Source organism: Microvirga sp. BF8 (assembly GCF_059888585.1).
Window position 1 is genome coordinate 2678241 of the sequence record NZ_CM187619.1, and the last position, 19296, is coordinate 2697536.

General features: G+C 65.6%; 14 protein-coding genes. 2 read left to right on the forward strand and 12 right to left on the reverse strand.

The features are described 5' to 3' along the window. Positions 1–35: 35 nt before the first annotated feature. The gene (locus AC522E_RS12780) at positions 36–476 is read right to left on the reverse strand and encodes a VOC family protein (RefSeq protein WP_500746641.1); all 441 of its coding nucleotides are present in this window, start codon (positions 474–476) and stop codon (positions 36–38) included. Positions 477–669: 193 nt separating this feature from the next. On the opposite strand from AC522E_RS12780, the gene pepN reads away from it, so the two are divergent. Both pepN and AC522E_RS12790 read left to right on the forward strand, forming a co-directional pair. Continuing rightward, positions 670–3321 carry an aminopeptidase N gene (gene pepN / locus AC522E_RS12785; protein WP_500746642.1) on the forward strand — a complete coding sequence of 884 codons (2652 nt, stop codon included), beginning with the start codon at positions 670–672 and terminating at the stop codon, positions 3319–3321. Positions 3322–3515: 194 nt separating this feature from the next. Then, a complete protein-coding gene (locus AC522E_RS12790) occupies positions 3516–5843 on the forward strand; it encodes a sensor histidine kinase (RefSeq protein ID WP_500746643.1) in 2328 nt (775 codons plus the stop codon). Between the two features lie 191 nt (positions 5844–6034). Here the strand turns inward: AC522E_RS12790 and AC522E_RS12795 are convergent, their stop codons facing one another. From AC522E_RS12795 to AC522E_RS12845, 11 genes are all read right to left on the reverse strand, one after another. Further along, positions 6035–9022 (reverse strand): bifunctional [glutamine synthetase] adenylyltransferase/[glutamine synthetase]-adenylyl-L-tyrosine phosphorylase, encoded by a 2988-nt coding sequence (locus AC522E_RS12795; protein ID WP_500746644.1) that lies wholly within the window; start codon positions 9020–9022, stop codon positions 6035–6037. A gap of 89 nt (positions 9023–9111) precedes the next feature. Further along, positions 9112–10560, reverse strand: coding sequence for a HAMP domain-containing sensor histidine kinase (locus AC522E_RS12800; RefSeq protein ID WP_500746645.1), 1449 nt, complete (start codon positions 10558–10560; stop codon positions 9112–9114). After that, positions 10557–11255 (reverse strand): winged helix-turn-helix domain-containing protein, encoded by a 699-nt coding sequence (locus tag AC522E_RS12805; RefSeq protein ID WP_500746646.1) that lies wholly within the window; start codon positions 11253–11255, stop codon positions 10557–10559. The genes AC522E_RS12800 and AC522E_RS12805 overlap by 4 nt, the downstream gene beginning before the upstream one ends. 146 nt (positions 11256–11401) lie before the next feature. Next, a complete protein-coding gene (locus AC522E_RS12810; protein WP_500746647.1) occupies positions 11402–12610 on the reverse strand; it encodes a trypsin-like peptidase domain-containing protein in 1209 nt (402 codons plus the stop codon). A 113-nt stretch (positions 12611–12723) separates the two neighbouring features. Next, positions 12724–13173, reverse strand: a complete 450-nt coding sequence (locus tag AC522E_RS12815) for a cytochrome c-type biogenesis protein (protein WP_500746648.1) — start codon at positions 13171–13173, stop codon at positions 12724–12726. A gap of 3 nt (positions 13174–13176) precedes the next feature. Beyond that, positions 13177–15159, reverse strand: coding sequence for a heme lyase CcmF/NrfE family subunit (locus AC522E_RS12820; RefSeq protein ID WP_500746649.1), 1983 nt, complete (start codon positions 15157–15159; stop codon positions 13177–13179). A 13-nt stretch (positions 15160–15172) separates the two neighbouring features. Continuing rightward, positions 15173–15652 (reverse strand): cytochrome c maturation protein CcmE, encoded by a 480-nt coding sequence (gene ccmE / locus AC522E_RS12825; protein WP_500746650.1) that lies wholly within the window; start codon positions 15650–15652, stop codon positions 15173–15175. After that, complete coding sequence (gene ccmI / locus AC522E_RS12830) at positions 15649–16749, reverse strand: c-type cytochrome biogenesis protein CcmI (protein WP_500746651.1); 1101 nt, start codon at positions 16747–16749, stop codon at positions 15649–15651. Before ccmI ends, ccmE begins: the two co-directional genes overlap by 4 nt. 72 nt (positions 16750–16821) lie before the next feature. Further along, a complete protein-coding gene (locus tag AC522E_RS12835) occupies positions 16822–18201 on the reverse strand; it encodes a sensor histidine kinase (RefSeq protein WP_500750681.1) in 1380 nt (459 codons plus the stop codon). A gap of 14 nt (positions 18202–18215) precedes the next feature. Beyond that, positions 18216–18887: a response regulator transcription factor gene (locus AC522E_RS12840; protein ID WP_500746652.1), complete on the reverse strand. Its 672-nt coding sequence runs from the start codon at positions 18885–18887 to the stop codon at positions 18216–18218. Between the two features lie 14 nt (positions 18888–18901). Further along, positions 18902–19216, reverse strand: coding sequence for a PepSY domain-containing protein (locus tag AC522E_RS12845; RefSeq protein WP_500746653.1), 315 nt, complete (start codon positions 19214–19216; stop codon positions 18902–18904). Between the last annotated feature and the right edge of the window lie 80 nt (positions 19217–19296).

The following is a 19296-nucleotide window of genomic DNA, read 5'->3' on the forward strand; positions in this document are numbered from 1 at the left end:
CTCGAGGAGTCCCGGTCCGCGCAGAGCGGCTCAGCTTACCACGTTCCGGTATTCGGCATGGACGTCCAGGGCTCCTGCGGCGGCTTCGGTTCGCCACGCTGGAGAAGCTCGATGGAAATGTTGTCCGGGGTCCGGATGAAGGCCATGTTGCCGTCGCGCGGCGGCCGGTTGATGGTCACGCCTGCGTCCATGAGCTTCTGGCACGTGGCGTAGATATCATCGACGCGATAGGCCAGGTGGCCGAAATTCCGCCCGCCGGCATAGTCGTGCTCGTCCCAGTTATAGGTGAGCTCCAGCAGCGGCGCCCGGGATTCCTTGGCTTTCTCCACGTCGCCGGGAGCGGCCAGGAAGACCAGGGTATACCGCCCCTTTTCGTTGTCCATCCGGCGGACCTCGACGAGGCCGAACTTGTTGCAGAAGAAGTCGAGTGATTGCTCGAGGTTCGAGACCCGAACCATCGTATGCAGGTACTCCATTATCGTCTCCCATATGATCGCGGGTAGGTGATGGCGCATTTGGCGCATAGATCAAGTCCCGGCCTTCCGGATCGGGCATCGCGCGCTCATTATTCAGAAGTCGTTTACCTTTCCCTGCCTTCCTCTGCACGGCCTTGCGGAATTCGGCATGGGCCCTATTTCGTAATATAATTTCACTTTGATGAGAGAGCGCATGCGGCCCGACGAGTCCCACATCATCCAGCTCAAGGATTACCGGCCGAGCGATTTCCTGATCGATCGGGTCGAGCTGGACGTACGCCTCGATCCGCGGGCGACACGGGTCACGGCCACGCTCACGGTCCGGCCCCATCCGCGAGGCCGTGCCGATGCCCCGCTCGTGCTCGACGGCGACGATCTCAAGCTGAGGAACGTCACGCTCGATGGCCGATCCCTTCCCGACAGCGAGTTCGAGTCGAGCCCGCATTCCCTGACGATCAGCCAGCCGCCGCGCCAGCCCTTCACCTTGACCGTGGAAACCGAGCTCGATCCGACCGCCAATACCAAGCTGATGGGACTCTACAGGTCGGGTGGCAATTACTGCACCCAGTGCGAGGCCGACGGCTTCCGGCGCATCACCTATTTCCTCGACCGTCCCGACGTGCTCTCCGTCTACACGACGCGCATCGAGGCCGATCGGAACGAGGCGCCGGTCCTGCTCGGCAACGGCAACCCGGTCGAAAGCGGTACGGTCGAGGGCACGAGCAGGCACTATGCGGTATGGCACGATCCACACCCGAAGCCATCCTATCTCTTCGCCCTCGTCGGAGGCCGGCTCGGTCATGTGGGCAAGGACTTCGTCACCATGAACGGCCGTCCCGTACGGCTGAAGGTTTATGTGGAGCCCGGCAAGGAGGATCGCGCCGGTTACGCCCTCGACGCCCTCGAGCGCTCGATGCGGTGGGACGAGCGGGTCTTCGGGCGGGAATACGACCTCGACGAGTTCAACATCGTCGCGGTGTCGGACTTCAACATGGGCGCCATGGAGAACAAGGGTCTCAACATCTTCAACGACAAATACGTGCTCGCGAGTCCCGAGACGGCCACCGACGCGGATTATGCCAACATCGAAGCTATCATCGCGCACGAATATTTCCATAACTGGTCCGGCAACCGGGTCACCTGCCGCGACTGGTTCCAGCTCTGCCTGAAGGAAGGCCTGACGGTTTTCCGCGACCAGGAATTTTCCTCCGACGAGCGGTCGCGGCCCGTGCACCGCATCGCCGAGGTGAAGACCCTGCGAGCGCGGCAATTCTCCGAGGATGCGAGTCCCCTCGCCCATCCGGTCCGGCCGCAGCAGTATCGCGAGATCAACAACTTCTATACGGCGACCGTTTACGAGAAGGGAGCCGAGATCGTCCGCATGCTCAAGACGATCATCGGCGACGAGGACTTCCGCCGCGGGATGGATCTCTATTTCGAGCGTTGCGACGGCACAGCGGCGACCGTCGAGGATTTCCTCGGCGCCTTCGCGACGGTGACGGGCCGGGACCTGACGCATTTCGCCCGCTGGTACGCGCAGGCCGGGACGCCACGGGTCGGCGTCCGCGGCACATACGATCCTGCCACGCAGACCTACCGGCTCGATGTCAGGCAGGCGACCCCACCCACACCGGGACAGCCGGAAAAGGAGCCCATGGCGATTCCCATCGCGCTGGGTCTCGTCGCCCGCGACGGCTCGACGCTGACCGCCACATGTGATCGGGTCGGCCCGCAAGGTGTCTTCCTGTTCGACAAGGCAGAGGACAGTCTCGTCTTCACCGGCGTCTCCTCGGCCCCGGTGCCATCGGTCTTCCGGGACTTCTCCGCGCCGGTGAGGACATCGCTGGATCTCACGAACGAGGATCTCCTTGTCCTGCTGCGCTACGATACGGATGCGTTCAATCGCTGGCAGGCGGCCCAGACGGTCGCCATGCGCCTGCTCGCCGGTCTCGCCACCGGGACAGCGCTTCCCGAAAACGGTTTAGATGGCCTCGCCTCGGCCCTCCGCGCCTTCCTGGAGAGAGATGCCCAAAAGGATCCGGCCTTCGCCGCCCTGGTCCTCACCCTGCCCAGCGAGACAGACGTGGCGCAGGAGATCGGAGCCGATGTCGATCCCGACTCCATCCATCGCGCCCGCCTGCATCTGCGCCACGCCGTCGGCGCAGCCTGCGCGGGCAAATTACAGGATATCTACGAATATCTGGCCGAGACCGGCCCCTACAGCCCGGATGCCGCGAGCGCCGGGCGCCGGGCCCTGCGCAACACCTGCCTCGACTTTCTTGCCGCCGCCGATCCGGAGCGTGGCGAACAGCTCGCCAGCACGCAATTCGCGGCAGCGAGCAACATGACCGACCGTCTCGCGTCCCTGGGCGTCCTGATGACGTTGCCGGGCGCGGCACGGGAGAATGCGATCGCGGCCTTTGGCGAGCGCTATCGCAACGAGCCCCTGGTTCTCGACAAGTGGTTCACGCTTCAGGCGGCGATCCCGGAGCACGATACGCTCGAGCGGGTCAGGCGCCTGATGGACCATCCCGCCTTCTCGATCGGCAACCCCAACCGCGTCCGCTCTCTCGTGGGCAGTTTCGCCATGCTCAACCCGACTCAGTTCAATGGACCCGACGGACGTGGCTATGATTTCGTGGCCGACATCGTCCTGCGCGTCGATCCCCTGAATCCACAGCTCGCGGCTCGGTTGCTGACGGCCTTCAGCGCTTGGCGGATCATGGAAAAGGGCCGTCGCGAGCACGCAAGACGAGCTCTTGTCCGCATTGCGCAAAACGCGAGTCTTTCCCGTGATGTAGGCGACATTGTGCAACGCTCTCTCGAAGAAACGTCGGCTAAATAAGGTTTTGAAAAGAATTATCTTTCGGCGACAGGCATCCGTCGCCATCTTTCCTAACGAAGCATTAAAAATTTTGGGGTCCTAGGCCTTTGCATAGCTAGACAAATCACGCGGCGATGATTCTATTGTTAGTGATTCGGGAAGATGCGGCACGTCCTTCCGAATAGGGACAACGAGGGATTCCGGAGGGAGATCGCATGGCGGGCGCGGCGACCGCATGCGTACCCGCACGCGCGGGTACAATTCTAGGGGTGACGCGGACGGACGCGCATCCGACCTATCGTCGGCTTGAGCAATACGAGCCTTTGCTTCGTCTGGCAGTTCCTGCTCTGCTCGCGCTTTTTCTCGTCACCCTGGCGGCGAGTGCGTGGATCCAGGTTCGCAATGGCCGCGAGGATACCGTTCTCGACGCCATCGGTGACATTGACGTCATCGCGTCGCTGTCCGCTGCGAAACTCGGCGCGCACAAGGCTCCTGCCAACACGGCCGAGGCCGGATCGCAGCTGCAGAACCTCGTCAAGGGCATGCCCGCAAGCGCGCTGTCTCAGAACCGCATCCTGCTGCTGGCGGATGCGTCCGGCCTGGTGATCGCGGTCCATCCGGCGACGAAGAACGCACCCAAGTCTCTCAACGAAATTCTCGGTGACGCGCAGCCTCTGACGACTTTTGCCGACCGGGCCGGCGTCATGACCATCAGGCTCGCTTCCGGCGACCAGGGCATCGCCACCGTGCGCTCGCTTCCGGCATCGTCGGGACAGATCGCCATCGTGCAGCCGCTCCCGCATGTTCTGTCGGGCTGGTGGACGCGCACCATCGGTCACGTCTCGCTGCTCGGCGCGACCATCGTGGTCCTGCTCGGCATCGGCATCGCCTACGTGATGCAGGCGAACCGCGCCCGCGCCGCCGACGAGGTGTGCGAGAAGGTGCGCGACCGGATCGACTCCGCCCTCAATCGCGGCCGCTGCGGACTCTGGGACTGGGACATCGGACGCGGACGACTCTACTGGTCCGACTCCATGTACGAATTGCTCGGCTACGAGCGGCAGGACGAGTTCCTGTCCTTCGGCGAAGTCAACGCCATGATCCATCCCGAGGATCAGGATCTCTATACGCTCGCCGAACAGCTCGCCTCCGCGAAGACCTCGCTCGTCGACTACGAATTCCGCATCCGCAGCGCCGGCGGCGAATGGGTGTGGCTGCGCGCCCGCGCCGAGCTGATGAGCGATCCGGACGACGCGGCGAGTCACCTGGTTGGAATTGCCGTGGACGTGACGGAGCAGCGCGGGCTCGAAGAGAAGACTGCGAAGGCCGATGCGCGCCTGCATGATGCCATCGAGGCCATCTCCGAGGCCTTCGTCCTCTGGGACGCGAACAACCGCCTCGTGCTGTGCAATTCGAAATTCCTGAAGCTGCACGAGCTTTCGCCGGACGCCGAGATCCAGGGCAAGTCCTATGCGGATGTCATGGCCCAGGGCCGCCCGCCGGAAATCCAGCACCAGTTCATGCGCGCCCAGAAGCAGGATGTGGGTGCCCGCAGCTACGAGGCGCGCTTGCAGGACGGCCGCTGGCTGCAGATCAACGAGCGGCGTACCAAGGACGGCGGCTACGTCTCGGTGGGTACCGACATCACTGCGTTGAAGCGGCACGAGCAGCGTCTCGTCGAATCCGAGAAGGAGCTGATCGCGACGGTTCTCGACCTCAAGCAGTCGCGCCAGAAGCTCCAGGCGCAGACACAGCAGCTCGCAGATCTCGCCGAGCGCTATCTTGACCAGAAGGCCCAGGCCGAAAGCGCCAACCGCGCGAAATCCGAGTTCCTGGCCAATATGAGCCACGAGCTGCGTACGCCTCTGAATGCCATCATCGGCTTCGCGGAAGTGATGCAGAGCGGTATCTTCGGAGCGCTCGGATCCGACAAGTATGAGGAATATTGCAGCGACATCCGCTCGAGCGGCGAGTACCTTCTCTCCGTCATCAATGACATCCTCGACATGTCGCGCATCGAGGCGGGCCGGACCAGCCTCACCAAGCAGCCTATCGAGGTGAACGCGTCGATCCAACGTGCGCTTCGCCTCGTCAACGAGCAGATCAAGGCGAAGAACCTCTCCATCACGGTGGACGTCAACCCGGAGGACATCATCGTCCCTGCCGACGAGCGCGCCATCCATCAGATCCTCGTGAACCTGTTGCAGAACGCCACCAAGTTTACGAGCGATGGCGGCTGCATCACCGTGCGCACGCGCCAGGCGGGCGACGCGATCAACATCTATGTCGAGGACAACGGCATCGGTATCCCGGCGAGTGCCCTGCACAAGCTCGGCCAGCCCTTCGAACAGGTCGAGACGGAGTTCTCCAAGAGCTACAAGGGTTCGGGGCTCGGCCTCGCCATTGCCCGCTCCCTGACCGAGCTCCATGGCGGCACGCTACGCATCCGCAGCCAGGAAGGCGTCGGCACCATCGTGCTGGTCCACCTGCCCCTGACGGAGGCGACGAGCGCCGTCATCGCGCTGGCGGACGCCGCGGCATGACGATGGCCTGAGGCCGGCAGGGCCGCACGAAATCGTCGTTGAGAGGACATCACATCGGACTGATCCGGGCGGCGATGCTGCGTCTGACCCGTGGGGCACCGGTCCCTCGCCTTGTGCGGCCCGACGGACAGGTTTCGTCCGGAGCGATACCACCGCCCTCGCTTTCCAGGGCGGGTCCCACAGCCTGCCGTTCAGGTCCTCCGGCCCGTGGATTTCCGGCCCGACGCAACCGCCAATATCCGCTCGTAGAGGTTCCCCACCCGCGCCTCCTTTTCCCTGAGCTCATGGAGGAGCACCTTCGAATTCGGCAGGCCAGCGACGGTCGCGAGACGCTTCAGGATGGCGGGCGACACGGATGTGGGGTCGAAGCGTCCTTCGATGGTGAGGCGCTGCCATTGGAAGATGGCCTGATACAGCCGGTGAGCCTCGACCAATTCCCTCGCCGCGTCCTCGCTGATCAGGCCCGCCTTGCAGGCCTCCATGAAGGTTTCCTCCGGCGCGTGGCCGAGAAGGGCTGCATGGTCAGCGCCATGCGCCAGCACCAGGGCCTGTGCGATGAAATCGAGATCCGTCAGCCCGCCCCGCACCAGCTTGAGATCCCAGGGATCGTCGTCGCCCTTCTCCTGGGCGATGAGTTCGCGCATGGACCGCACTTCCGCGAAAACATTCGCGGCATCGCGTGGCGCTCCGACGATGTCACGCACGGCATCCTGCACGATGCTCCCGAAGTCCTCGTCTCCGGCCAGCACACGCGCGCGGGTCAAGGCCATGTGCTCCCACAGGTCGGCCTCGCTTCTCTGATAGGCGAGGAAACCCTTGAACTGCGAGGCGACGGGCCCCTTCCCTCCCTGCGGGCGCAGGCGCAGATCGACCTCGTAGAGCAGCCCGCGCCGGGTCGGCACGGTGAGTGCCGCCACGAGGCGTTGCGTCAGACGCGTGTAGTAGACCACGGCGTCGAGCCTGCGCAGTCCGCTGCTCTCGCGGTTGTCCTCGTCGAAATCGTAGATGACCACGAGGTCGAGATCCGAGCCCGCCGTCAATTCGCGGGAGCCCAGGCGGCCAAGGCCGAGGACGGCAACCTTTCCTCCCGGCACCGTTCCATGCTCCGCTTCGAACAACGCACGGACCTGCTCCAGAGACGCCCGCAGGATGGCGCGGGCAATCGCGGCATAGGCACGACCCATCTGCGCCGGAGAGAGAATGTCGGAGAGAAGCCGGGCGCCTGTGATGAAGCGCATCTGCCGGGCAGCATCGCGGGCGCGGTCGAGGAAATCCTCGTAATCCCCCGGGCGGCCGATGATCTGCCGGACCTGTTCCTCGATGCCGTCATCGTCGCTCAAGGGATCGACGAAGGCGGGATCGATCAGCGCATCGAGAACGTGGGGCGATTGCGCCACCGTATCGGCAAGGCGCGGAGCCGTGCCGAGCAGATCCGCGAAGAGCAGGCGCAGGCGATCGTGCGACTGGAGAATGGTGAGAAGCTCCACGGCCGCGGGCATGCGTCCAAAGGCGCGGTCGAGCGCGGCCAGGGCACCGTCCGGATCGGCCGTTCCGCCCAGGGCGGCGAGAAGGGCCGGCACGAGCTCGGTCAGCACCTCGCGGGCGCGGTTGCTGGTAATGGCGGACCGGCGCCCGAAATGCCAGCCGCGCACCGTCTCCGCAACGCGCGCGGGATCGCGAAAGCCGAGACGTTCCAAGGTCGCCAGCGTCTCGGGATCGTCGGATGTGCCCGTGAAGACCAGATTGCCGACGTCGGAGGCGAGTTCGGGCCCCTCCTCGAACAGAAGCGCATAATGTCCCTGGACAATGCGCGCCTGGTCGGTAAGCGCCCTCGAAAAGGCATCGAGGCTGGGATAGCCGCAGAATGCGGCGAACCGCGTCAGCTCCTCCTCGTCGGAAGGCAGGCGCTGGGTCTGTTCATCGGCCACCATCTGCAGGCGGTGCTCGATGCCGCGCAGGAAACGATAGGCGTGGGAGAGCTCGTCGCGCGCCTGCGCGGTGATCCAGCCCTCGTCATGGAGCGCACCCAGCATGTCGAGGGTGCGGCGACCCCGCAAGGCGGGCCGGCGCCCGCCGAAGACGAGTTGCTGCGTCTGCACGAAAAACTCGATCTCTCGGATGCCGCCGCGCCCGAGCTTGATGTCGTGACCGGCGACCGCGATCTCGTCATGGCCGCGAACCGCATGGATCTGCCGCTTCATGGCATGCACGTCGGCGATGGACGCGAAGTCGAAATACTTGCGCCAGATGAACGGCCGCAGATCGTCGAGGAAACGTTCGCCGAGGCCGAGATCGCCCGCCACGGGCCTCGCCTTGATCAGCGCCGCGCGTTCCCAGTTCTGGCCGACCGTTTCGTAATAGGTATAGGCGGAAGGCAGCGAGACGGCGGTGGGCGTCGAGCCGGGGTCGGGACGCAAGCGGTAATCGACCCGGTGCACATAACCGTCCGGCGTACGCTCCTGGAGCAGGCGGGCGAGCTGCTGCGCGACCCGGGTATAGAAGGTGGCCGCCTCGGCGTTCTCGGGCAGCGCCGTCGCTCCCGGATCGAAGAACACCACGAGGTCGATGTCGCTCGAATAATTGAGTTCGCCCGCCCCATGCTTTCCCAGTGCCAGCACGGTAAAGCCGGATCCCTCGCCCGGCGCATCCGGATTCACGAGGGCGATGCGGCCGAGATCGGCCATCTCGGTGAGGACGAGGTTGACGCCGCCACGGACGGACGCATCCGCGAATTCGGAAAGGGCGCGGGTCACCTCCTCCATGCCCCACAGACCGCCGATGTCGGCGAGCGCGACGAGGAGGGCATGGCTATTGCGGTTGCGCCTGAAGGCGCTGACCACGTCATCCCGCGACAGTTCTCCCGCCCTGAACCGGAGGAAGAGGCTGGCCTGGTCCTCGACGATGGCGCGATGGCTCTCCTCCGGCGGCCGCGCCGCGAGACCGGCAAGGCGCGCGGGTTCGTTGCGGATCAGCTGCCAGAGAAAGGGAGAGTGATCGGCGATGGACAGAAGCAGGTCGCGCAAGGGCCCGCCCTCGAGCGCGGGCAGGACGGCGACCGCCTCGGGGATGTCATCAGCCCGTTCCAGGAGGTCCGCCAGCTGCGCTTTGGCCTTCCCGCGGTCCGACACAGGCGGGGCCTGCTTCAGGCGGCTGAGAAGGGATGAATTCACGTCCGACACGGCCCCTCCGACGAATCCTGGGTGCGGGCCAAGTGTCCATGCCGCGGGAGGCGAGGCAACCGAAATGTTGGTCCGGCCCGCGCTTCCGATCAGGCGCCGATTCCCGCCATGAGAGGCGCCCCCGTCGCCGGCCGCAGGGGAAGGACCAGCATGGCGCGCAATCCCGGCTCGTTGTCTTCGAGCCGCAGCGAGCCGCCATGGAGGCGCGCAACCGCGGTCGCGAGGCTGAGGCCCAGGCCGAAGCCGGGGCGCGACCGCGCCGTCTCCAGCCGGACGAACCGCTCCAGAACATGGCCGCGCTCGGCCTCGGGAATTCCGGCTCCCCGATCCGCTACCACGATCTCGGCAGAGGAGCCGACCCGCCGGGCCGTGACCGTGACCGGCTCGGCGGCCTCGTCGGCACCGGTCGGCGCACCGTATTTCAAGGCATTGTCGAGCAGGTTCGCGACCGCCTGCCCCAGAAGCTCGCGACTGCCGTGAAGGGGCAGGTCGCCCTGAATATCGACCTCGAGGGGAACGCCTGCTTCCTCGGCAAGCGCCTCATAGAGTTCGGCGATGTCGCGCACCGCTTCGGCGCCGTCGAAATCCGACAATCCCTCCTGCGCATTGCCCGCTTCGAGCCGCGCGATCATCAGGAGCGCGTTGAAGATGCGGATGAGGTTGTCGCTCTCCTCGATATTGGCCTCGAGCGCGACCTTCAGTTCGTCCGGCGTCTTGGCGAGGCGCAGGGCCTCGTCGGCCTTGTTGCGCATGCGCGTCAGCGGTGTCTTCAGATCGTGCGCGATGTTGTCGGACACTTCCTGCATGCCGTGCATCAGCTCGCCGATCCGATCGAGCATGTCGTTGAGATTGTTGGCGAGCCGATCAAGCTCGTCGCCCGTCCCCGCGACCTTGACGCGCCCACTGAGATTTCCCGCCATGATGGTACGGGTCGTATCGGTCATGTCGTCGATGCGCTTCAGGACGCGGCGGGTGATGAACCAGGCGCCGCCGCAGCCGAGGACGCCGATGAACAGAAGCGAATAGGCGAAGGCGCGCCGGATCACGTCACGCAGGCGGGCGCTCTCCTCCATGTCCCGTCCGACGAGGAGGCGAAATCCTCCGGGGAGAAGATAGACGCGCACGAGGGCGTGGCTCGGCGGAGCGTCCGCGTCCTCGGTACGGGCATAATTGGTCTCGAACTGGCCGGGATGGTCGATCGCGCCCGGTGGCAGTGCGGCGACATTGCCCGCGATCTTCTCGCCGGCATTCGTCGTCACGAGATAGAGGGAGGCGCCGGGCGCGCGCGAGCGCCGCTCGACGATGTTGACGAGGCGGCGAAGGCCGCCGAGCCGGTACTGCTCGGACAGGCCGTTGATCTCCGCGTCGATGGTCGAGGTGAACTGGTCGGAGAGCAGGCGCTGCGCATTCCAGGCCACATAGCCCAGCGCGACGAAGGCGAAGAGCGCGAAGACCAGCAGATAGGCGAAGGACAGCTTGAAGGCGGTCGTGCGGACGAGAGCTCCGAGGGCAGAGAGCGCCGATGCGGGCCTGCTCATTCCTCGCCCTCGGCGGGGCCGACCCGCACCGTGTAGCCCGCGCCGCGGATGGTATGGATCAGCGGCTTCGCAAAGCCCTTGTCGATCTTCGCCCTGAGCCGCGACACGTGAACGTCGATGACATTGGTCTGGGGATCGAAATGGTAATCCCACACATGCTCCAGAAGCATCGTGCGCGTCACCACCTGGTTGGCGTTCTTCATGAGATATTCGAGGAGCCGGAATTCCCGGGGCTGGAGCACGATCTCCTGGCCGGAGCGGGTGACGCGATGGGAAAGCCTGTCGAGTTCAAGATCGGCAATGCGATAGACCGTCGCTTCCACGTTCGGCGCGGTGGCACGGCGGCGCGAGAGCACCTCGACGCGGGCCAGCAGTTCGGAGAAGGCGTAAGGCTTGGGCAGGTAATCGTCGCCGCCGGCGCGCAGGCCCTTCACCCGATCGTCGACCTGGCCGAGGGCTGAAAGGATCAGCACGGGTGTTTCCACCTTCTGCTCGCGCAGGGACCGGATCAGCGACAGGCCGTCGAGCTTCGGCAGCATGCGGTCGACCACAAGCACGTCGTACTCGCCCGCTTCGGCCATGGCGTAGCCGTCGAGACCGTCCGCTGCATGATCCGCGACGTGGCCCGCTTCCCGAAACGCCTTGACGAGATAGGAGGCCGCCTCACGGTCGTCCTCGATGATGAGAATCCGCATGGCCGTGCTTATAGCAAAAATTGAGCCCGACGGCAGACCGGCCTTGGAGGGGTGGCCGGCCTGCCGCGGGCGAAGATACCGGGCTTGACGCGAGGGACAAGCGACAGGGGGAAAGCCCGGTATCCTAGGGGTTACCGAAAAGCGCGTCAGGCGCCCTTCGGCTGGTTCCCGACCTCGACGGTGACGGTGCGTTCCTTGCCGTCGCGGTAGAGAGTCAGGCTGAGGCTCTTGCCCGGGGCGACCTGCGCCACCTTTCGGGAGAGATCCTTGGCCTCCTTGATGGTTTCGCCATCGGCGGCGACGATGGTGTCGCCGGTTTTGATACCCGCCTTCTCGGCCGGGCTGCCCTTGACCGTGTCGGCGACGAGGGCGCCCTTGGGTTCCTTCAGGCCGATGGCTTCCGCGATCTCCTTCGTCACCGGCTGCATCTGCACGCCGATGAAGCCGCGGGTGACGGTGCCCTTGTCCTTGAGGGACGCGACGACCTGCTCGACGGTGCTCGCCGGGATGGCGAAGGCGATGCCGACGCTGCCGCCGGAGGGCGAATAGATGGCCGTGTTGACGCCGACCACCTCTCCGGCGAGGTTGAAGGTCGGTCCGCCCGAGTTGCCCTTGTTCACGGGCGCGTCGATCTGGATGAAGTCGTCATAGGGACCGGCGCCGATGTCGCGGTGCTGCGCGGAGACGATACCCGCCGTCACCGTGCCGCCGAGGCCGAACGGATTGCCGACGGCCAGGACCCAGTCGCCGATGCGGGCCTTCTGGGGCGCCAGACGAACAAACGGGAAGTCGTTGCCGCCATCGACCTTGATCAGGGCGAGATCGGTCTTCGGGTCGGTGCCGATGACCTTCGCGCTCAGCTCCTTGCCGTCGTCCATGGTCACGGTGACGGACGAGCCGTTCTCGACCACGTGATTGTTGGTCACCGCATAGCCATCAGCGGAGATGAAGAAGCCGGAGCCGAGGGCCTGGCCGAACTGGCGGGGCTGCTGCCGCTGGCCGCGCGGACCACGCTGATCGGGCATCTGGTCCCGGAACTGGCGGAAGAATTTCTCGATGCCGGGAGGCAGGTCCTGCATCCCGAACTCTTCGCCGTCGTCGCCGTTGTCCCGGCTCGCCACGTTCTGAACCTTGACCTTGACGGCGATCACGGCGGGCTTCACACGGTCGATGACGTCGGCGAAGGACGGCATGCCCTGAATGGGCTGGGCCATGGAGCGCAGTTCGGCGTGGGCGGGATTGGGTGCCACGAGCCCGCTCTCGACGGCGCCGCCGGCGATCAGGGCGGCGACGGCAGCGGCGCCGAGCCATTTGGTGACGCGCTTGCGGGCGGGCGTGGAAGCTTTATCCAACATGGTGTCTCTCTCCTCGAGGAACCTCTCGGGTTCGCGATGAGAGCAAACATGGCCCTTCCCCCCTTACGGTTCACTCACCCCAGCATGAAATGTTCGTAAGGTTCGGACGGGCGTCATTCGCGCTTGAGCAGGGCATCGAGCGCCCTGCGCTCATCCTCGTCGAGGGCGGCGCTGGCCTTCGGGCGCCGCCGCAGGGCCACAGCGGCACCGATCCCCCCGACCACGAGGACCAGGAGCGGCGCGAGCCAGAGCACGAGGGTGTGATTCCCGAAGGTGGGCTTCAGCAGCACGAATTCGCCATAGCGCTGGACGAGGAAATCCCGCACCTGCCGGTCGCTGTCGCCGGCGGCGAGGCGCTCGCGCACGAGGAGCCGCAGGTCGCGGGCGAGCTGGGCGTCGGAATCGTCGATGGACTGGTTCTGGCAGACCATGCAGCGCAGGCCCGCCGAAATCTCGCGGGCCCGATGCTCCAGGACCGGATCCTTCATCACCTCGTCCGGCTGCACGGCCAGGACCGGGCCGCCAAGGACAAAAGCCAGGAGAAGGGCCAGAACGACGCGCATGTCCTACTCCGCCGGAACTGGGGCGACGGGCGCCGCCTTCGCCCGCGCGGGAGCGGCGATCCGCAGGCGGCGGTCCGTGAGGGAGAGAGCTCCCCCGAGGGCCATCACCACCGCGCCGAGCCAGATCAGCAGCACGAGCGGCTTATAATAGAATCTCACGCCGATGGAGCCATCAGGCTGCACCTCGCCAAGGCTGGCATAGACCTGGCTCAGGCCGGAGGTCATGATCCCCGCCTCCGTCGTGGGCATGCCGCGCGTGACATAGAGGCGCTTCATGCTCTCGAGGGTCCCGAGTTCCTGTCCGTTCCGGAACACGCGGAAGAGCGCGGCATCCTCGCGGTAATTGGCCTCCTGGCGCGGCACAACGCGCTCCAGACGCAGCTGATATGGACCAACGCCGAGACGATCGCCCGGCTTCATGGTTCCGAGGGTCTCCACGTCCCAGGCGGTGGCGGAGATCCCGAGCACCATGAGCCCGACACCCGCATGGGCAATGGCCGTGCCCCATGTGGAGCGCGGCAGGCCGCGCGCCTTGGCCCAGGCCACGCCCAGGGGCTTCCCCCGGCTCCAGGAGCGCGTCACGATCTCGTTGAGGGACCCCAGCATCAGATAGACGCCGAGACCCACGCCGAACGGCGCAAGCACGGGACCGCCGCGCGTGAAGGCAAGCGTCGCCAGCACAACGAGGATGGACAGGCCGAAGACCACATAGAGCCGCTGGGCCGTGCCGAGAAACTTGCCGCGCTTCCAGGCCAGCGTCTGCCCGAGGGGCAGGAGCAGGAGCAGCGGCAGGATGAGAGGCAGGAAGGTGAGATTGAAGAAGGGCGCGCCGACCGAGATCTTGTCGCCGGTCAGCACCTCGAGCGCGAGCGGATAGAGCGTCCCGACGAAGACCGTGGCGCAGGCGCTCGCCAGGAAGAGGTTGTTCACGACCAGCGCGCCCTCCCGCGAGATCGGTGCGAACAGGCCACCCTGCTGCAACATCGGCGCCCGCCAGGCGAAGAGGGCGAGCGATCCGCCGATGAAGATGACGAGGATGCCGAGGATGAAGGTCCCGCGGGCCGGGTCCACGGCGAAGGAATGGACCGAGGTCAGGACGCCGGAGCGGACCAGGAAGGTGCCGAGAAGCGACAGGGAGAAGGTGAGGATGGCGAGGAGGATCGTCCACACCTTCAGGGCATCGCGCTTCTCCATTACCACCGTCGAATGAAGCAGTGCGGTGCCAGCGAGCCAGGGCATGAGGGAGGCGTTCTCCACCGGATCCCAGAACCACCAGCCGCCCCACCCGAGTTCGTAATAGGCCCAGTAGGACCCCATGGCGATGCCGAGCGTCAGGAAGCACCACGCCCCAAGCGTCCAGGGGCGGACGATCCGTGCCCAGACCGCATCGATGCGGCCATCGATGAGGGCCGCGCAGGCGAAGGCGAAGGAGATCGAGAAGCCGACATAGCCGATATAGAGGAGCGGCGGATGGATCGCGAGACCCGGATCCTGCAGGAGGGGGTTCAGGTCCTGTCCCTCGGCGGCAGCCGGCACGAGGCGCCGGAAGGGGTTCGAGGTGATGAGGATGAACAGCAGGAAGGCCACGGTGATGGCGGCCTGGATCGCCAGGGTGTTGGCCTGAAGCCGCATGGGGATGCTGTTCTTCGACAGCGCGACGACGGCGCCGAAGAGGCAGAGGATCAGGACCCAGAGCAGCATGGAGCCCTCATGGTTCCCCCATACGCCGGAGATCTTGTAGATCAGAGGCTTGGTCGAATGGGAGTTCTCGACCACGTTGAGGACCGAGAAGTCGGAAGCCACGTAGGCGAAGGTCAGGGCGAGGAAAGCGAAGGCGACGCACCCGAGCACGGCCAGGGCGGAGGACGGCGCCACCGCCATCAGGACCGGATCGTTCGCCCGCGCGCCCCAGAGCGGAACCACGAACTGGATCAGGGACAGGCCCAGTGCGAGCGCAAGCGCGAAATGTCCGGCCTCGACCAACACGAAAGGCTACTCCCTAGTTCTGCTGCGTCTGCTGCGAGGCTTTTGCTTCGCCCTGCCAGTGGCCCTGGCGCTTCAGTGTATCCGCAACTTCGCGCGGCATGTAGTTCTCGTCATGCTTGGCGAGCACCGTATCGGCCCGGAAGACGCCGGACGGTTCGAGACGTCCCTCGGCGACGACGCCCTGCCCTTCCCGGAACAGGTCCGGGAGCAGCCCCTGATATGTGACGCGGAGCGAACTCTGCGCATCCATGACCTCGAACTCCACCTGTTGCTTGTCGCCGCGGTGGACCGAGCCTTCCTTCACAAGGCCGCCGAGCCTGAACCGGGTGCCGGGAGCAACGTTCTTCGCCTGCACGTCGGCGGGCGAGTTGAAGAACACGATGGTATCGTTCATCGCATAGAGTACGAGACCCAGCGCGATGGCGAGCACGCATCCGGCGACGGCGATCAGAGTCAGGCGGCGGGTTTTGCGGGTGCGGATCTTGCGGGTCATGGTGTGGAATCGGTCAGCTTCAGTTCCTGCGCCATCGCGTCGACGGCCTGCAATCCGGCCTTGTCCTGCGCCAGCGCCTCGCGGGCGCGCTTTGTCGCGGCCACAGCCTTATCACGCTGCCCGAGAACCGCATAGGAACGCATGAGGCGCGCCCATTCCTCAGGCGTGCCGCCTTGCGATTCCAACCGGTTCGCCAGACCCTGGACCATGCCGGCGATGACGTCGGCATTGGGACCTTCTCGCACGTTTTCCTGGGTGCCTCTTTGATCCCCGTCAATCCGGGCGATCTGCTCCTGGACGAAGCTCCGCCATGGAGCATCCGGCGGCGAGGATGAAAGAATCGCCTGATATTCCGACCTCGCCTTCTCGACCTGGCCATCCTGCTCGGCGGCTCTTGCGAGGTAAAGCCGCGCTTTGGCCGAGGACTTGTCGAGAGCGAGCGCCTCCTGGAAGGCGGCCTGCGCCTCCGCCGTGACCATGCCGTCGCGCGCGATCACGAGCGCTTCGCCATAATTCGCCAGGCGTCCCGCATCCCGCCCCTGATAGCGCAGGGCCGCCTCGTATGCCTTGACCGCCTCGTCCGTGCGGCCCATTCGCAGATAGACGGGAGCGACCACGTCCCAACCGCGGCCATCCTGCGGATTCTTGGCGAGGTGGGCTTCGATCTGGGCGACCGCCGATCCCAGGTCGAGCTTGTCCGCGTCGCGGCGCAGCTGGACCCCGGGAGGCTCGCTCAGCAGATGCGGGGAGCCATAGGCCCCGTAGACCGCCAGGGCGACGATGGGCAGCACCGACAGGGCAAGGGTGGAGACGGCGCGACGGCGACGCAAGGCCGGCTCCCCAACGGCGAAGGTTTCTGCATTCTTCGCGCCATTGGCGCGGAGCAGGCGTCGCCCCGCCTCCGCCTTTGCGGCTTCCGCCTCCTCGGGCAACAGCATTCCGCGGTCCCGGTCACGCTCGATCTCGGCGATCTGATCCCGGTAGAACTGCGTGTTCGGATCGACCTGTCCTGCCAGTGCGACCGAGCGCGACAGCGGCCACAGGACCGCCATCACGGCCGCGGCCGTCATCGCCATGAGAATGACCCAGATCATCATAAGAGCCTACTTAACGCGGGCCTTGCTGAAGCACGACGGTGGCACGGTGTCACGCGCTAATCTTGTCCACCATCAATTTCGGTCGCCCGGCAGATCAAGAACGGCGCGCAGCCCGCCCAGGGGCGAAGCATCGAGCCGGAGCGAGCCGCGATAGAGAACGGCGAGGTCGCTGACGATGGAAAGTCCGAGGCCGGAGCCCGGTTTCGTCTCATCGAGCCGGCGGCCGCGCTTGATCATCTCGGTCCTGGCCGCCTCCGGCAGGCCCGGGCCGTCGTCGTCGATCAGGAGGCGGATGCGCGAGCGCTCGTCGCCGTCGCGCAGGAACTCGGCCGTCACGGCGATCCGGCTCGAGGCCCATTTCGCCGCATTATCGATGAGGTTGCCGGCCATCTCCTCGAGATCCTGCCGCTCGCCGCGGAATCGCAGGCCCGGCGGGACCGTCACCTCGATGTCCAGATCCTTGTCGCGATAGATCTTGGTGAACGTCCGCGTCAGTCCGTCGATGACGGGCTCGACCTCCGTCAGGGTGCCGAGGGTCCCGGCGAGAGCCGCAGCGCGCGCGCGGTCGAGATAGTAGTTCACCTGATCGCGCATCAGGGCCGCCTGTTCGCGGATCTTCGCCGCCACGTCGCCCGGCGCGCCCTCGGCTTCGTTGACGATGATACTCAAGGGGGTCTTGAGGGCGTGGGCGAGGTTGCCGACCTGGGTCCGGGCCCGATTGAGGATTTCCCGGTTCGTGTCGAGGAGCAGGTTCAGATCTTTCGCCAGCGGCGCGATGTCCCGAGGATATTCTCCGACCACGCGCTCCGCATCGCCCCGGCGGATGGCACCGAGCGCATTGCGCAGGTTCGCCAAGGGCCTCAAACCGAAACGGATCTGGAGAAGGGTCGTGAAGCCCAGCGCCAGGCCGAGCAGGGTGAACGTGATCGTGAGCGCGAAGAGGAAGCGGCGGACGTCGTTGACGATCTCGTCCGCGGGACCGGCCACGCGGATGATGAAGCGCCCATCCTCCCCGAGATCGATGTCCCGCTCGATCACGCGCAGCTCGCGTTCGTCGGGAGCCTTGCCGTAGCCGCGCCGGATCTGGCCGAAACCGTCCTCGCCCGGCATGGCAAGCGCCGGCAGCTGTCCGCCGAAGAGCGATTTCGAGGACCTGACGTCGCGCGGAGCCGCGTCAGGTCGGCCGACCTGCCAGTACCAGCCGGACAGGGGCAGCTCGAAGCGCGGATCGCCGACCGGACCGAGGTCACGGTCAGGATCGCCCGGCGCCACGAGGTTGGAAGCGAGCGTATTGGCATAGACCAGCAGGCGCTGGTCGAAGGCTCGTTCGGTATTGTCGCGATAGAGGGTCGAGAGAATAAGTCCGGCGATCAGGAGGATGGCGAAGCTCCAGAACACCGCCGACATTGCCAGTCGGACGGCGATCGAGCGGCTTGCAAGCCGCTCGAGGATCGACGGCTTCGCGGTCACGTCCTGGTCTGGCCGGTATCGAGGAGGTAGCCGAGACCGCGCACCGTCTGGATGATGTCGACGCCCAGCTTCTTGCGCAGCCGGCCGATGAAGACCTCGATGGTGTTGGAGTCGCGGTCGAAATCCTGATCGTAGAGATGCTCGGTGAGCTCCACGCGCGATACGATGCGGCCCGTATGATGCATCAGGTAGGACAGCAGCCGGTATTCGTGCGAGGTGAGCCTGATCGGGTTGCCGTCCACCGCGACGCGGCCCGAGCGGGTGTCGAGCTTGACCGGGCCGCATGTGATCTCGCTCGTGGCGTGGCCCGTCGCGCGGCGCAGGAGCGCGCGCACCCGCGCCAGCAGTTCCTCGATATGGAAGGGCTTGGTGACATAGTCGTCGGCGCCCGCATCGAAGCCCTGGACCTTGTCGCTCCAGCGGTCGCGCGCGGTCAGGATGATGACCGGCATCTTGCGCCCCTCCCGTCGCCAGGCGTTCAGGACGGAAACCCCGTCGACCTTGGGAAGGCCGAGATCGAGGATGGCCGCGTCATAAGGTTCGGTCTCGCCCAGAAACTGCCCCTCCTCCCCGTCGAAGGCGGAATCCACGGCATAGCCGGCATGTTCCAGGGCCGTCACGATCTGCTGATGGAGAGTCCTGTCGTCCTCGACAACGAGAAGGCGCACGCTTCAAGCTTCCTTTAGTGAACCGATTTGACCTTGCCCGACGGACCGTCGATCGTCACCTGGACGATCCGCCCGTTCTTCTGCAGGGCCATGATAACATAAACGAGAGCGTCGTTGCTGCGACACAGGCTGGCGCGCACCACATCGGCATTGGGAACCTGGCGACGGGCGGTGATCACGGCAGAGGCCGGCGCGACGATGCTCTTGGAGGCGACGGCCTCCTGCATTTCGCGCGGCAGCAGGCAGTTCCCGACCGATGACGTCGCGCTCTGCGCATGCAACGCACCCATCAATCCCCACAGGGCTATGATCGACAAAACCAGACGCATGCGGGGACTTTGCCGCAGGAGCTGTGAACGGTTCCTGAATGTAATATTGGATCATTTCCGTTCCGATGGGATCGCGCCGC

Bases quoted from the DNA above. Each gene is read 5' to 3' on its own strand.
- AC522E_RS12780 (WP_500746641.1), bottom strand. From the start codon at position 476: ATGGAGTACCTGCATACGATGGTTCGGGTCTCGAACCTCGAGCAATCA.
- pepN (WP_500746642.1), top strand. From the start codon at position 670: ATGCGGCCCGACGAGTCCCACATCATCCAGCTCAAGGATTACCGGCCG.
- AC522E_RS12790 (WP_500746643.1), top strand. From the start codon at position 3,516: ATGGCGGGCGCGGCGACCGCATGCGTACCCGCACGCGCGGGTACAATT.
- AC522E_RS12800 (WP_500746645.1), bottom strand. From the start codon at position 10,560: ATGAGCAGGCCCGCATCGGCGCTCTCTGCCCTCGGAGCTCTCGTCCGC.
- AC522E_RS12805 (WP_500746646.1), bottom strand. From the start codon at position 11,255: ATGCGGATTCTCATCATCGAGGACGACCGTGAGGCGGCCTCCTATCTC.
- AC522E_RS12810 (WP_500746647.1), bottom strand. From the start codon at position 12,610: ATGTTGGATAAAGCTTCCACGCCCGCCCGCAAGCGCGTCACCAAATGG.
- AC522E_RS12815 (WP_500746648.1), bottom strand. From the start codon at position 13,173: ATGCGCGTCGTTCTGGCCCTTCTCCTGGCTTTTGTCCTTGGCGGCCCG.
- ccmE (WP_500746650.1), bottom strand. From the start codon at position 15,652: ATGACCCGCAAGATCCGCACCCGCAAAACCCGCCGCCTGACTCTGATC.
- ccmI (WP_500746651.1), bottom strand. From the start codon at position 16,749: ATGATGATCTGGGTCATTCTCATGGCGATGACGGCCGCGGCCGTGATG.
- AC522E_RS12845 (WP_500746653.1), bottom strand. From the start codon at position 19,216: ATGCGTCTGGTTTTGTCGATCATAGCCCTGTGGGGATTGATGGGTGCG.